The sequence below is a fragment of the Hymenobacter mellowenesis genome, assembly GCF_030581005.1.
In the GTDB taxonomy this organism is placed as follows: domain Bacteria; phylum Bacteroidota; class Bacteroidia; order Cytophagales; family Hymenobacteraceae; genus Hymenobacter; species Hymenobacter mellowenesis.
This window is the reverse complement of sequence record NZ_JAUQSX010000001.1, coordinates 524,529-538,436: the sequence shown is the minus strand read 5'-3', so window position 1 is coordinate 538,436 and position 13,908 is coordinate 524,529. Positions and strand designations below refer to the sequence as shown.

The 13,908-nt window shown below is 60.7% G+C and carries 8 protein-coding genes; 6 read left to right on the top strand and 2 right to left on the bottom strand.

Annotation, left to right across the window (positions count from 1 at the left end):
* Nucleotides 1-194: 194 nt before the first annotated feature.
* The 3 genes from Q5H92_RS02215 (at nucleotide 195) to Q5H92_RS02205 (ending at nucleotide 6,147) form a co-directional block, all read left to right on the top strand.
* Complete coding sequence (locus Q5H92_RS02215) at nucleotides 195-2,417, top strand: T9SS type A sorting domain-containing protein (protein ID WP_305009833.1); 2,223 nt, start codon at nucleotides 195-197, stop codon at nucleotides 2,415-2,417.
* A gap of 146 nt (nucleotides 2,418-2,563) precedes the next feature.
* A complete protein-coding gene (locus tag Q5H92_RS02210; RefSeq protein WP_305009832.1) occupies nucleotides 2,564-4,684 on the top strand; it encodes a glycoside hydrolase family 97 protein in 2,121 nt (706 codons plus the stop codon).
* Nucleotides 4,685-4,728: 44 nt separating this feature from the next.
* On the top strand, nucleotides 4,729-6,147 hold the full coding sequence (locus Q5H92_RS02205; protein ID WP_305009831.1) for an alpha-amylase family glycosyl hydrolase: 1,419 nt from the start codon (nucleotides 4,729-4,731) through the stop codon (nucleotides 6,145-6,147).
* A 150-nt stretch (nucleotides 6,148-6,297) separates the two neighbouring features.
* Here Q5H92_RS02205 and Q5H92_RS02200 read toward each other — a convergent pair whose 3' ends face one another.
* On the bottom strand, nucleotides 6,298-7,278 hold the full coding sequence (locus Q5H92_RS02200; RefSeq protein WP_305009830.1) for an aldo/keto reductase: 981 nt from the start codon (nucleotides 7,276-7,278) through the stop codon (nucleotides 6,298-6,300).
* 405 nt (nucleotides 7,279-7,683) lie between these two features.
* On the opposite strand from Q5H92_RS02200, the gene Q5H92_RS02195 reads away from it, so the two are divergent.
* The 3 genes from Q5H92_RS02195 (at nucleotide 7,684) to Q5H92_RS02185 (ending at nucleotide 11,377) form a co-directional block, all read left to right on the top strand.
* Nucleotides 7,684-8,949: a tol-pal system protein YbgF gene (locus Q5H92_RS02195; RefSeq protein ID WP_305009829.1), complete on the top strand. Its 1,266-nt coding sequence runs from the start codon at nucleotides 7,684-7,686 to the stop codon at nucleotides 8,947-8,949.
* Between the two features lie 197 nt (nucleotides 8,950-9,146).
* Complete coding sequence (locus Q5H92_RS02190) at nucleotides 9,147-9,437, top strand: hypothetical protein (protein WP_305009828.1); 291 nt, start codon at nucleotides 9,147-9,149, stop codon at nucleotides 9,435-9,437.
* Between the two features lie 773 nt (nucleotides 9,438-10,210).
* Nucleotides 10,211-11,377: a hypothetical protein gene (locus tag Q5H92_RS02185; protein ID WP_305009827.1), complete on the top strand. Its 1,167-nt coding sequence runs from the start codon at nucleotides 10,211-10,213 to the stop codon at nucleotides 11,375-11,377.
* 185 nt (nucleotides 11,378-11,562) lie between these two features.
* Here the strand turns inward: Q5H92_RS02185 and tamL are convergent, their stop codons facing one another.
* Nucleotides 11,563-13,836 (bottom strand): translocation and assembly module lipoprotein TamL, encoded by a 2,274-nt coding sequence (gene tamL / locus Q5H92_RS02180; protein ID WP_305009826.1) that lies wholly within the window; start codon nucleotides 13,834-13,836, stop codon nucleotides 11,563-11,565.
* Nucleotides 13,837-13,908: the final 72 nt, after the last annotated feature.

Here is a 13,908-nt window from a genome sequence, read left to right as displayed (position 1 = left end):
ACAGTTTATTGAATTGAGAAAGGGTTAATATTTTTCATACTTGGGTTTGATAAATTCCGGCTGGCTGGGGTGCGGGGTAGTTTTGGTCACTTTCTCCTCCAAAACGACTGCGACAACGCGGCGCTGGGCCCGGCTCAGTTGGCGCGGCGCGGCGGATGCAAGGGCCTTTTCAATTCCCACTTTTCCCTTTTCCTATGTTAACATCTTTTACCCCTCGGGGCGCCTGGCGCCTGCTGGGGCTGGCCGTAGCCGCGCTCGGCCTGACCACCACGGCGCACGCCCAAACCCGTGTGCTGTTTGTGGGCAACAGCTTCACGCACGGCCAATACACGCCGGTGCTCTACTACAATTCCGGGGCCGTCACGGACCTTAATTATAACCTGCCCGCCGGCGACCCGCGTGCCCACGACGCCGGCATGACGCCCGCTTTTGGCGGCGTGCCTGGCATCTTTAAGAAGTTCACGGTGCAGGCCGGCCTGAACTATAACGTGCAGACCGAGGCCGTGAGCGGCAAGTCGCTGCAGTTTCATTACACCAGCGCGCTGTCGGTCATAGCGCAGCCGGGCTGGGACAAGGTGGTGCTGCAGGAGCAGAGCACCCGGCCCGTGCCCAACGCCCGCGGTGGCAACCGCGCCCTGTTTTACAGCTACGCCGACCTGCTGGAGCAGGCCATCCACACGGCCAGCCCCGCCGCGCAGGTGTACCTCTACGAAACCTGGGGCCGCCCCGATTTCACCTATCCCACCGGCCAGCCTTACACGGGTTTCCCCATCGATACAATGACGGCCGACCTGCACAAGGGCTATTATCAGGAATTCGCTTCTAATCGCCGTTTTGCGGCCGTGGCCTCGGTGGGTGATGCTTGGCTGCGCGCCATCACAAATGGCGTGGCTACCCGCAATCCGTACTCGCCCGACCCCACCAAGGTAAACCTTTGGAACGTGGACTACGTGCACCCCAGCATTACGGGCAGCTATTTGAGCGCGCTGGTGCTGTTTTATCAGCTCACGAATGTGGACCCGCGCACCTTGGGCGCCACCGAGCAGGCGGCGGCCGACCTGGGCATTACGCCCACCCAGGCAGTGGCCCTGCAGCAGGTTGCTTATCAGCAGGTTTCATCGCCGACCAATGCCACGGCCTTCACACCGGGCAACATCGCCACGGTGCGGGTGGGCGACGGCTCGGCCACGCTCACCACGGCCGCCACGCCCGAGTTTGTGGACGAGTACACGCTAAGCGGCACGCTGGTGCGCAGCATTGCCCTGCCCACGGCCGACAACGGCACCGTGCGGGCCTTCACCAACAGCGGTACCGCCACTTCCGACAACATCACCCGCACGGCCGACGGCCGCTACCTGCTGCTGACTGGCTACAACGCCGTGCCCGGCACCGCCGGCATCGTGACGAGCACCAACAGCGGCACCACCAACAACCGTCTGGTGGCGCGCATCAGCGCCGATGGCAGCGTGGACACCAACACCCGAATCAACGACGCCTTTTCGGGCTCCAACATCCGCACGGCGGTAAGCACCGACGGCAGCGCGTTCTACGTGTCGGGCGGCAACAGCGGCATCCGCTACGTGCCCTTCGGCAACACCGGCACCACCACGGCGCTGAGCGGCGGCACGGTGGTGAACTTTCGTATTCTGGGTATTGCCGACGGCAACCTCTACGCCACCTCGGCCGCCAATTCCAACTACGGCCTGAACCAGATTGGCACCGGCCTTCCCACGACGGCCGGCGCGGCCGTGACGCTGCTGCCGGGCTTCCCCACGGCCAGCGGCCCCAGCCCCTACGGTTTCTATTTCGCCGACCCAAGCAGCACTGTGCCGGGCCTCGACGTGGTGTACGTGACCGACGACGCCAGCACCGGCGGCATCCAGAAGTGGAGCCTGGTGGGCAGCACCTGGACGCTGAACGGCACCATCGGCGGCTCTTCCACGGCGCTGCTGCGCGGCCTCACCGGCCAGCGCGTGGGCACGGCGGTGCAGCTGATTGCCAGCGGTGGGGGAGGACTTTATTCCGTGACCGACCAGGCCGGCTACAACGCGGCGCCCAGCACGACCACGCTGCCCGCGCCTTTCGTGCCGCTGGCGGCCAATACCTCGTTCCGGGGCGTGGCATTTGCGCCGGTAGCCACGGCGCTGGCCACCACTAAATCGGCCGTTGCGCCCGAAGTAGCGGTGTATCCCAACCCCGCCACCGACCAGTTCACGGTGCAGCTGGGTGGGCTGGCCGGGCCTGCAGGCACTGTGCGTGCCACACTGCTCAATATGCTGGGCCAGGTAGTGGCTGAGCAAATAGGCACGGGCAGCAGCTTCACGTTTGGACTGGCTGATGTAGCCAATGGCGTGTATATGCTGCGTCTGCAAACGGCCGCCGGTGTAAGCAGCCGCCGGGTGGAAGTGCGGCGGTAATAACAGATTTTATTCTCCATAGCAAACGATGGCGCGGGGAGCGCTCCGTGCCATCGTTCAATAATTTAAACCGCTTATTTTAGATAACCAACCCTTAGGTGCCCCTTCTGCCAACATAGGCTTTGGTGCTGCCCGATATTTACCTTATGAGAAAAATTCTGCTGGCAATTTGCCTGCTCCCGGCCGGATTCCGCGCCAGCGCCCAAACTACGACGCCTCTGAGTGCCCATCTCGAAAAAGTCAGCCTGACGGTGGCGCTGGGCGCCGACGGCCGCCCCGCCTACGCCGTGGCCTACGGCGCCAAAACGGTGGTGCAGCCCTCGCGGCTGGGTTTGAGCTTTGCCGACGGCAAGGGCTTTGACGGCCCGCTGGTGCTGGCGGGCAGCGAAACAAAGGACGTAGACGAAACCTGGACGCCGGTGTGGGGCGAGGTGAAAACCATCCGCAACCACTACCAGCAGCTCACGGTGCACCTGCGCCAGCCGGCCGCCCCGGGCCGGACGCTGGACGTGGTGTTCCGCGTGTTTGCCGATGGCGTGGGCTTCCGCTACGAGTTTCCGCGGCAGCCGCGCCTGCAGTACTTCACGGTGCAGGACGAGCACACCGAGTTCAACCTGCCGGCCAACCACAAGGCCTTCTGGATTCCGGGCGACTACGACTCCAACGAGTACGCCTACACCACCAGCCGTCTGAGCGAGGTGAATACCACGCCCATCGAGGCCATTCAGCTGAAGTCTGACCCCAAGCGGGTGCAAACGCCGCTGATGCTGAAAGCTGATAACGGACTGTACATCAATATTCACGAGGCGGCGCTGGTGAACTACCCGGCCCTGTTTCTAAACGTGGACACCAAGACCTTCAGCCTCAGCAGCCAACTCGTGCCCGATGCCACCGGCACCGGCGCCAAGGCCTATCTGCAGGCGCCGGAGCACACGCCCTGGCGCACCATCGTGGTGGCCGACAACGCCCCGGCCGTGCTGGCCAGCAAGCTCATTCTGAACCTGAACGAGCCCAGCAAAGTAGCCGAAACCGGCTGGATTCAGCCCCAGAAATTTGTGGGTGTGTGGTGGGAGATGCACGTGAACCGCGCCAGCTGGAACTACGCCGACACCAGCAACATCAAGCTGGCCGGCACCAACTGGAACGCCCTGAAAAACAACGGCCACCACGGCGCCAACACCGCCAACGTGAAGCGCTACATCGACTTCGCGGCCGCGCACCACATCCCTGGCGTGCTGGTGGAAGGCTGGAACGTGGGCTGGGAGGACTGGGCCAATAACTGGAAGGAGGAGGTGTTCGACTTCGTGACGCCCTACCCCGATTTCGACGTGGACGAGCTGCAGCGCTACGCCGCCAGCAAGGGCGTTAAGCTCATCATGCACCACGAAACCAGCAGCTCCGTCACCAACTACGAGCGGCGCCAGGATGCCGCCTACCGCTTTATGAAGCAGCACGGCTACGACGCCGTGAAAACCGGCTACGTGGGCCGCATCATCCCGCGCGGCGAGCACCACGACGGGCAGTGGATGGTGAACCACTACGTGCACACCGCCCAACTCACGGCCGACAGCCGCATCATGGTCGACATGCACGAGGCCGTGCGGCCCACCGGCCTGCATCGCACCTACCCCAACTGGCTGGCCAACGAGGCCGCCCGCGGCAACGAGTTTAACGCTTGGAGCAGCGGCAACCCGCCCGAGCACGAAACCATTCTGCCCTTCACCCGCCTCATGGGCGGCCCGATGGACTACACGCCTGGCATCTTTCAAATCAAGCTCGACGACTGGAACCCCGCCCGCAACCAGGGCAAGCAGGTGCACACCACCCTGGCCAAGCAACTGGCCCTGTACGTGACCATGTACTCGCCCCTGCAAATGGCCGCCGACCTGCCCGAAGCCTACAACCAGCACCTCGACGCCTTCCAGTTCATCGAAGACGTGGCCGTGGACTGGGACGATACCCGCATCCTAGCCGCCGAACCCGGCGACTACCTCACCACCGTGCGCCGGGCTAAGGGCCGGGACGAGTGGTACCTCGGCAGCATCACCGACGAAAATGCCCGCCAGCAGCCCATCAAGCTGGACTTTTTAACGCCCGGCCAGCGTTACGAGGCCATTATTTACGCCGACGGCCCGGGCGCCGACTGGCAGAAAAACCCCATGGCCTACCGCATCACCAAGCAGGTGGTAACCAGCAAATCGGCGCTTCGGCTGCAACTGGCGCCGGGTGGCGGCGCGGCCGTCAGCTTCAAACCGGTCCGGAAATAATTCTCCGCCCGCTCATTCATCCCCGCTTATCTAATCTTTTCGAAATGTCTGTTTTCCACATTTTACGCGCGAATACGCTGGTGCTGTTGGCTGCCGTGGGCCTGATGTCGGCCTGCAACAAGGACACGACGCCGCCCGTCCCCGTCACGCCGCCCATCACCTCCACGCCCACGCCGCCGCAGTACGGCACGCCCTTCGCCGGGGTGCCCAACCGCGAGGATGCGGTGATTTATCAGGTCAACATGCGGGCTTTTAGCCAAGCTGGCAATTTTGCCGGCGTACTGGCCCGGCTCGATTCCATCAAGGCCGTGGGAACGAACGTGCTGTACCTGATGCCGATATACCCGGTGGGACAGGCGGTGGGTTCGTATCCGTCGTATAACTCGCCCTACGCCGTGAAGGACTACCGCGCCGTGAACGCCGAATTCGGCACCCTCGCCGACCTGCGCACGCTGGTGGACGCGGCCCACGCCCGCGGCATGGCCGTGATGCTGGACTGGGTGGCCAACCACACCAGCTGGGACAATCCCTGGATAACCGCCCATCCGGACTGGTATAAGGCTAACGCGGCCGGCAACATCGCGGCCGTGTCCAACAACGGCACAACCTACAACGACGTGGCTCAGCTCGATTTCACCAACGCTTACCTGCGGGCCGAGATGATTTCGGCCATCAAGTCGTGGGTGTTCACGGCCAACGTGGACGGTTTCCGCTTCGACTACGCCGACTTCCAGCCCAACGACTTCTGGAAGCAGGCCATCGACACGCTGCGCAATGTGAAGACGCACAAGCTGCTCCTGCTGGCCGAAGCCACCCGCAGCGCCAACTTCGCCTCGGGCTTCGACTACAACTTTGGCTTCAATTTCTACGGCGGCATCCGCGGCGTGTACATCAGCAACGGCCCGGCCACCAACTTCGACGCCCTCAATGCCAGCGAATACGTGGGCGCCACGGGCACGCAGCAAGTGGTGCGCTACATCACCAACCACGACGCGAACGACTCTGACGGTACGCCGGTCACGCAGTTCGGTGGCAAGGCGGGGGCCATGTCGGCCTTCGTGATAACGGCCCTCTACAAGGGCGTGCCCATGATTTACAACGGCCAGGAAGCCGGCATGACGGCAAAAATTCCGTTCCCCTTCACCTCCGTGAAAGTGCAGTGGGGCGTGAACCCTGACGTGAAGCGCGCCTACCAGCAGCTCATGGCTGCCCGCGCCGCCAGCCCGGCCCTGCGCTCCGGCACGCCCACCGCCTACAGCACCGCCAACGTGTGCGCCTTCACCAAAACCGCCGGCTCCGAGCAGGCCTTCGTGCTGGCCAACGTGCGCAATTCGGTGCAGACCTTCACCGTGCCCGCCGCCCTGGCCAACACGAGTTGGACCAACGCCCTGCAAGGCGGCACCTACGCCGTGGGCGCCACCATCTCGCTGCCGGCCTACGGCTATCTGGTGCTGAAGAAGTAAGGAACTTCCAGAGTCATTAGAGAACAAACAGAACGGTCCTGCTGAGCGCAGACGAAGCATCTCTACCGCAGGAGTAATCCATCTACTCTCGCGGTAAAAATGCTTCGGCTACGCTCAGCAGGACCGTTCTGTTTGTTCCGTATCTAATTTCTACGAAAACCCCAGCACCGGGTGCGGCTGATATGGCTCCTCTAGCCGCTTGATTTCCTCCGCGCTGAGCTTCACATCCACCGCCGCCACGGCGTCTTCGAGGTGACCCGGCTTGCTGGCGCCCACGATGGGTGCTGTGATGGCCGGTTTGCTTAGCATCCAGGCCAGGGCAATCTGGGCGTTGGGCAGGCCGTGTTCCTGGGCAATTTCCGTCACGCGGTCGGCCACCGCGAAGTCGTCGTCGCGGCCGTAGAGGCTTTTGCCGAAAGCGTCGGTTTTGGCGCGCTCGGTTTCGTTGCGCTCCTTGCCACGGCCACCCGTGAGCAGCCCCCGCGCCAGCGGCGACCACGGAATGACACCTATTTTCTGGTCCTCGCACAGCGGCAGCATTTCGCGCTCCTCCTCGCGGTACACCAGATTGTAGTGCGGCTGCATGCTCACGAAGCGCGTCCAGTTGTGCTTATCAGCCAAATAAAGAGCCTGCGCAAACTGCCAAGCAAACATCGACGACGCCCCGATATAGCGCGCCTTGCCGGCCTTCACTACGTCGTGCAGTGCCTCCAGCGTCTCCTCAATGGGCGTATGGTAGTCCCAACGATGAATCTGGTACAGGTCCACGTAATCGGTGCCCAACCGCTTCAGGCTGGCATCGATGGCGCTCATGATGTGCTTGCGCGAGAGGCCCTTGTCATTCGGGCCGGGGCCCATGGCGTTGAATACTTTGGTGGCCAGCACCACCTCGTCGCGCTTGGCGAAGTCGCGTAGGGCCCGGCCCACCACTTCCTCGCTGGCGCCGTTGCTATACACGTCGGCCGTGTCGAAAAAATTGATGCCCAGCTCCAGCGCCTTCTGAATGAAGGGACGGCTTTGGTCTTCTTTCAAGGCCCAGGGCCAGCGCTCGGTGGGCGTGCCATAGGTCATGGTGCCCAGACAGATGCGCGAAACCTGCAGGCCGGTATTGCCCAAACGGGTGTATTCCATAAAAAGGGGAGAAAACCGGCTAATAGCCGGGTAGTTGTTTGATGTCGAAAGAATCTGATTTCAACTCCAAAATCGTAGGTGAGGTTTTGTGCGGCCCGCCCGGTTGTTCCATTTAGCAGAACCGATACGATGTGTTTATGTTTTGCACTATACCTGGTTTTGGCATGAACATATATTTTCTTTTAAATTAGAAAAATTCCATTCATTAAATTTGTTGTTGTTATCAAATAAAAGCTTCATATTGGTAATGATTAGGGTTTTTTAGTAGAAAAGCCTTTCTTGTTCATCTCGCCTTTCTTTAGAAAATTATCGATTAAATTATATACGAACTCGCTCATGACAAATTTCTACCAGTTGTGCCGTTCCCTGCGTTTAGTAGGAGCGGGGGTTCTTTGTTTTTTTTCGGTGAGCAACGCTCTGGCTCAGGCGCCGGTCACGGCTGCATGGCCATCGGCCGCCGATACCGTGCGTGCCATGCCCGATGTGGCCCTCGACGACGTGCTGGTGGCCCCGGCGGCCGTCGATACCAAAGAATGGCTGCTGCTCAACGCCGACATCCAGACCGAACTCGATGGCGCGGTACACAACCTCTACAACTTCAAGTTCGACCAGGCCGAGCGGCAGTTTCGGTCGTTGCGGCGGCGCTACCCCCAGCACCCCATGCCTTATTTCCTGCTGGGCCTGAGCACCTGGTGGAAAATCATGCCCAGCAACACTTTCAACCAGCAGTACGACAAGACCTTCTTCGCCTACATGGACACGGCCACCACCAAAGCCCAGAAGCTCTACGACGCCGACCACAACAACTACGAAGCCAGCTTCTTCCTGTCGGCCGCTTATGGTTTCGACGCCCGCCTGCACGCCGAGCGCCACGACTGGCGCAAGGCCACCGTGAGCAGCAAGCGCGCCCTGGCCTACCTGCAAAAAAGCCGCGAAGCCAACGGCCTCAGCCCCGAATTCGTGTTCGGCGAAGGCTTGTTCAACTACTACGCCGTCTGGATTGCCGACGAATACCGCTGGCTGCGCCCGGTGCTCTGGTTCTTTCCCAAAGGCGACCGCAGCACCGGCCTGGCCCAACTGGAACAAGTGGCCCAGCACGGCTTCTACACAGCGGCCGAGGCCCGGTTTTTCCGCATGCGCATCCTGGGCAGCGCCCGCGAAAATAACACCGCCGCCGCCCTCACCGCCGCCCGCGACCTCACTCGCGATTTCCCCGACAATAGCTGCTTCCAGCGCGCCCGCGCCCAAAACGCATTTGCCGAGGGCGAGCTGACCGAATGCGAACGCACCAGCCGCGACATCCTAGCCAAAATCAACAAGGGCCTGCCCGGCTACGAAGGCTTTAGCGGCCGTGCAGCGTCCTATTACCTGGGCTACGTGGAGCAGCACCGGCACAACAACCCCGCCGCCGCGCAGGACTTCTACCAGCGCTGCCTGGTGTTCTGCGAAGCCGTGGGCCAGACCAAGGGCGGCTACTACCTGTTTGCGGCGGCTGGGCTGGGCCGGTTGGCGGCGCAGGCCAGCAACCGGCCGCTGGCCCGCCGCTACTTCCAGGTGGTGGTGGAGCAGGCCGAACGCAAGTCAGACCTGTACCAGGAAGCCAACCGCTACCTGCGCAAATCGGCCCCCACCAAAGGCTCCGCATCCCTCGAAGCAGTCGCAACCAACTGAGCGTCGGGCTTCCGGCCAAGAATATAGCGGCCCGCTGGCATTGCGCCAGTGGGCCTTTGCTTTGTTAAGCAACGGGCTGGTTTGGTTGACGTTGGCCCAGCTTCAGGTCAACCCTTTGAGCGGAGCTGTCGTTAAAGCCAACTCACAGCCAGTAATTGATTTATGCCGGCTCAATGTTCTTCTAACTTCTCCATCCTATGAAAAAGCAACTTTTTCTGGCTCTATTGTTCGCCACAGCGGGCTATTCGGCCAGCGCCCAAACCAGCACCACCACCACCACTACGCGCCAAACTACGGTAACACCCGCCACCCCGGCGTATCCGGCCACGCCGGTCCAAACGCCCGCTTCATCGACCACCACTGAGTCGACCACTACGACGGTAGAGCCTTCCTCCAACACTGTCGTCGCCCCAACCACCATTGTGCCGAGCGACACGAAAATCAAAGGCAAGCGCAACGGCAAAACCAAAGTGAAGCCCAAAGATTAGCCATTAGAAGTCTTCGGTGACCACAAAAAAGGCCGACCCTAAGCAATTAAGGTCGGCCTTTTTTTGCATTGCCTCTGAAGTACATATCTGGGTCAACTGTCGCGATTGTTGAATTGTAATGCGCTGGCAACCCATATTCTCAACCCGTTTTCAGCGGGCAGACCAAATCGATTCAGACTCTATTTGCTTAGTAATAAGCAACATCAATACAAAACATATATCTGACTTCAAATTCTCCTTTTCAAATATTTTATGAGATTTTTTAATATGATAGGTAAATTAATTATTTTTTTTAGTACATTTATTTTAATAATAAGTGAATTGCCTCGGGCGGCAACGAGTACCATGTGAGAACCAACCTTCAGCGCTATGAGCTACAACTTGCCCTTCTATTCATCGGCGGCAGAAAATTCTGCTGCTGAGATTTACCACACGCATCCAGAGTGTCGGATAGCCCAACGAATAGCCCCGGGCAGCCGAATAAGTGGCACCGGCGATGGCCGCAAAGAATGCCCTTTTTGCTTTGTGCTGGGCCAGTTTCGCTCCAATAAGTTTGTGGATATGCCCGGCACCCCAATTCCGGCCGGTAGCCAAGCGTCTGCGCAGCCTGGCTTTGCCACTGCGGCGCATAGCGGAAATGCACTAGTGCAGTAAGGCAGCCGGACTCCTGATAGGCGGGCAGATGCTAAGCGGCAACTGAACCGTTTCTTTGCAGCGGTTTCCGGTTTGGAGCCACGCAGTTGCGTGGCCAGGCCGCAGGCCGCTGCCTTACTATGCTGCTCGAAGTTGCTGATGCCCGCCTGGCGCGGGAGTTTATTGAATTGCCGGCCCGCCTGCACGCGGCCGTGCCGAACTACATCGGCCCGCTGGAAAACGAAGTGGAAGCGGTGTTCGACCCCGCCAAAAACCCGAAGTTCAAAAACGGCGAGTGCGCACGATGGGTGCTCACCGACGCCAGCGGCCAGACCGTGGGGCGCGTGGCTGCCTTCCTGAACCGCGACGCGGTGGACGTGAAAAATGCTGACCTGCCTACCGGTGGCATGGGCTTTTTCGAGTGCATCGACGACCAGGCGGCAGCTAACCAGCTGTTTGAGGCGGCCCGGCAGTGGCTGGCGGCCCGGGGCATGCAGGCCATGGACGGCCCCATCAATTTTGGCGAGCGGGACCGGTTCTGGGGCCTGCTCATTGATGGCTACGACCTGGAGCCGAACTACGGCATGTTCTGGCACCCGGCGTATTACCGGCCGCTGTTTGAGAATTATGGTTTTGAGCTTTATTTCAAGCAATACACCTGCTACCGCACCACGGCGGCCGAACTGCATCCCAGCTTTGCGAAGCGGGCCGAGGAGCACGCCGACACCTACCGCTTTGCCCACGCCCGCAAGCAGGACGCCGAGAAGCTGGCGCAGGATTTCCACCACGTGTACAACCTGGCCTGGGCCAAGCACTCGGGGGTGAAGCCGATGACGCTGGACGAGGCGCGCAAAATTGTGAAGGAAATGAAGCCCGTGGTGGACGAGCGCCTGCTCTGGTTTGCCTACCACGGCGAGGAGCCGGTGGCCTTTTTCATCAGCCTGCCCGAACTGAACCAGATTTTCAAGCACGTGGGCCGGCGCCTGAACCTGCTGGGCAAGCTGCGCTTTTTGTGGGAGCAGCGGCGCTACATGCAGCGGCGCGACAAGAAGCTGTTTGGCATCATCTACGGTGTGGTGCCCGAGCACCAGGGCAAGGGCGTGGACGCTGCCATGCTAGTGTATGCCCGGCAGGCGTTTATCGACGCGGGTTACGCCGACATTGAAATGAACTGGATTGGCGATTTCAACCCGCGCATGCTGGTGACCACCCGTTCCATTGGCGCCAAGATTCTGAAAACGCACGCCACGTACCGGTTCCTGTTCGACCGGAACCGGCCGTTTGAGCGGATGCCGATAATTCGGTAGCCGCCTGTCATTGCGAGGAGGCACGACGAAGCAATCCGTCCTGTTCTCAGCGACCAACCAAGTAATGTGACAATCCCAACAAAAAGCCCCGGCACTGCGCAGTGCCGGGGCTTTCTGGTAAAAGAGCGTGTCTGGTTTTAACAGGACGGATTGCTTCGGCTTCGCCTCGCAATGACAGCGGAAACCTAGAAGGGATACCCAATGGCCAGGTTGAAGCGGCCGGTTTTGCTGTCGGGTGTGCCGTATCCGGCTTGCAAGGGCAGGGCGTAATCGAAGCGGATGACGAAGAACTGCACGTCGATGCGCAGGCCCGCGCCGTAGCCGATGGCCAGCTGCTTGAGGAAGGTATTGGCTTTGAACTCGCCGCCGGGGCGGTCGGGGTCGGGGGTGGCCAGCCAGATATTGCCGGCATCCATGAACACGGCGCCCTTCACGTAGGGAATCAAATCTTGGCGGTATTCCACGTTGCCTTCGAGGCGGATGTCGCCCACCTGGTCGTAGAACTGGTTGAGGGTTTGCTCGCCGGGGGCGGGCTTGTAGGTGCCGGGGCCGATGCCGCGGGCCGCGAAGGCGCGCACGCTGTTGGGCCCGCCGATGCCGTACTGCTTGGGGTAGGGGAGCACCACGGAGTTGCCGTAGGGCATGCCGATGCCGGCCTGCAGGCGCGCCACGATGCGGTTGCCGGACGTCGGGTTCGGGCTGATGCGGTAGTACTCGCGCAGCTCCAAATCAAACTTCAGGTATTGGCTGAACTGCTGGCCCAGCACGGTGTAGCCCCGGTCGGGCAGGCTGCGGGTTTGGCCGGCGGCCTGGCTGATGAGGCTGGCCAGGTTGCCGCTGCCCTCTACCTGCCCACTGAAATAAATCTGCTGGCGGCGCTGCTCCAGCACCTGCTGGTTGTAGGTGTAGCGGTAGGAGCTGGCCAGAATGAACTGCTGCTCGAAGGCGCTGCGCAGGTAGCGCCGCGTCTTTAGCAAGTCGCTGAAAGCCCGGGTGGTATCGGCCAGCCGCACGTAGGTGATGTCGATGGGCCGGATTTCCTGCTCGTTGGTAATCTTCGTTTTGAATGTGTAGCCGTAGTTCAGGTTGAAAAAGTCTTCCCGGAAGTAGCCGGCGCGCGTCACGGTGCGGTAGCCGGCCCCGATGGTGGTGCGCGGCTGAAAGTCGGAATTGGGCAGCTTAATGTCAAACAGTGGCAGGTGCGGCACCACGAGGCGTGGGAACACCAGCTGCGCGTTCAAACCCAGCTCGTAGCTGGTGAGGCCGAGGCCACCGCTACCGTTGCCGGTCTGGGTTTCGGTACTGGCCACGGCGTTGACGAGCAGCTGCTCGCCGCCGCGCAGGGCCGAGCGGTTACGAAACGACACCGTGAGGCCCGGCCCCGTGAAGCCGTTGCTCTTGCTCACCAGCTGCAAATCGGCCCGCAGGCTTTTCTTCTTAAGCTGGGTCATCAGCACGTCGGCGTCGAGGCGGGCGCGGCCGGCCGAGTCGCCCGCTGCCGACGGCTTGAGGCGGATTTCCACGAACTTAAACGTGTTCAGACTCATCAGGCGGCTGATGGTCTGGTCGCGGCGCTTGCGGCGGTACAGGCTGTCGGGGTAGAGGAAGGTGGCGTTGGTAATGGCCTTGGCCTTGAACACCTTCTCGTCGGGATAGTACTCGTATTTCTTGTACATCATTGGCTGCCGCGTGGTGGTGTCGGTCAGCACGTAGTTGGTATTCAAACGAATACGGTCGAGCCAATAGGGTTTGGTGGCTTTGTTGGGGGCCGTGGCCTTCACCCGCAGGTACACGTTGATTTTGTCGTTCAGCGTGCTATCTACCTGAAACAGGATGTAGTCGGGGTTGAAGTAGAAGTAGCCGTTGTTCTTCAGCTCGTTATCGATGCGGACTCGCTCGGCAATGAATGTGTTGAGGTTGTAGGCGTCGCCCACTTTGAGCAGACTGCCCGCCTGCGTAGCCCGGATATCCTTGTCAACCAGCGTGTCGCGGTCGGGAAAGTGGATTTCTTGGATGGTGTACACCCGGCCCGTGTTGGCCGTGTAGTCGACCTGCGCGGTCTTTTCCTGGGTTTTCACCTCGTTGGTCACCGTGCCCTTGAAGAAGCCGTTGTTGTAGAGCCGGTTGGTGATGAGGCCGCTGGTGGCGCTGATTTTCACGTCCTTCAGCAGCACCGGCGCCTCGCCAAACTTGTCGGCCAGAAAATGGCCAAAACCCTTGGTCTTGCCCTCGCCCAGGTGCCAGAAATACAGCTTCGGCCGCAACCCCAGAAACGACGCGTTGGGCTTGGGCCGCAGCACCGATTCCAACTCGGTTTGCAGCGCCGACTCGTTGGGTATTTTCTCCGGCGACTTAATGATGACCTTGCTGCCGGTGTACAGCTTCTGGCCCTCGGGCACGTATTTCAGGCCCGAGCAGGCGCTTAGCAGAATGAAGAATGAGGACTGAAGAATGAGCAATGGCCACCGGCGCATTCCTACATTCTTCAGTCCTGTTTGCACGTGCGTCATATCGAATTCTTCACTCTTCAT

Coding starts and splice junctions, on each gene's coding strand:
- Q5H92_RS02215 (WP_305009833.1), top strand. CDS start 195: ATGTTAACATCTTTTACCCCTCGGGGCGCCTGGCGCCTGCTGGGGCTG.
- Q5H92_RS02190 (WP_305009828.1), top strand. CDS start 9,147: ATGAAAAAGCAACTTTTTCTGGCTCTATTGTTCGCCACAGCGGGCTAT.
- Q5H92_RS02200 (WP_305009830.1), bottom strand. CDS start 7,278: ATGGAATACACCCGTTTGGGCAATACCGGCCTGCAGGTTTCGCGCATC.
- Q5H92_RS02185 (WP_305009827.1), top strand. CDS start 10,211: ATGCTGCTCGAAGTTGCTGATGCCCGCCTGGCGCGGGAGTTTATTGAA.
- Q5H92_RS02210 (WP_305009832.1), top strand. CDS start 2,564: ATGAGAAAAATTCTGCTGGCAATTTGCCTGCTCCCGGCCGGATTCCGC.
- Q5H92_RS02205 (WP_305009831.1), top strand. CDS start 4,729: ATGTCTGTTTTCCACATTTTACGCGCGAATACGCTGGTGCTGTTGGCT.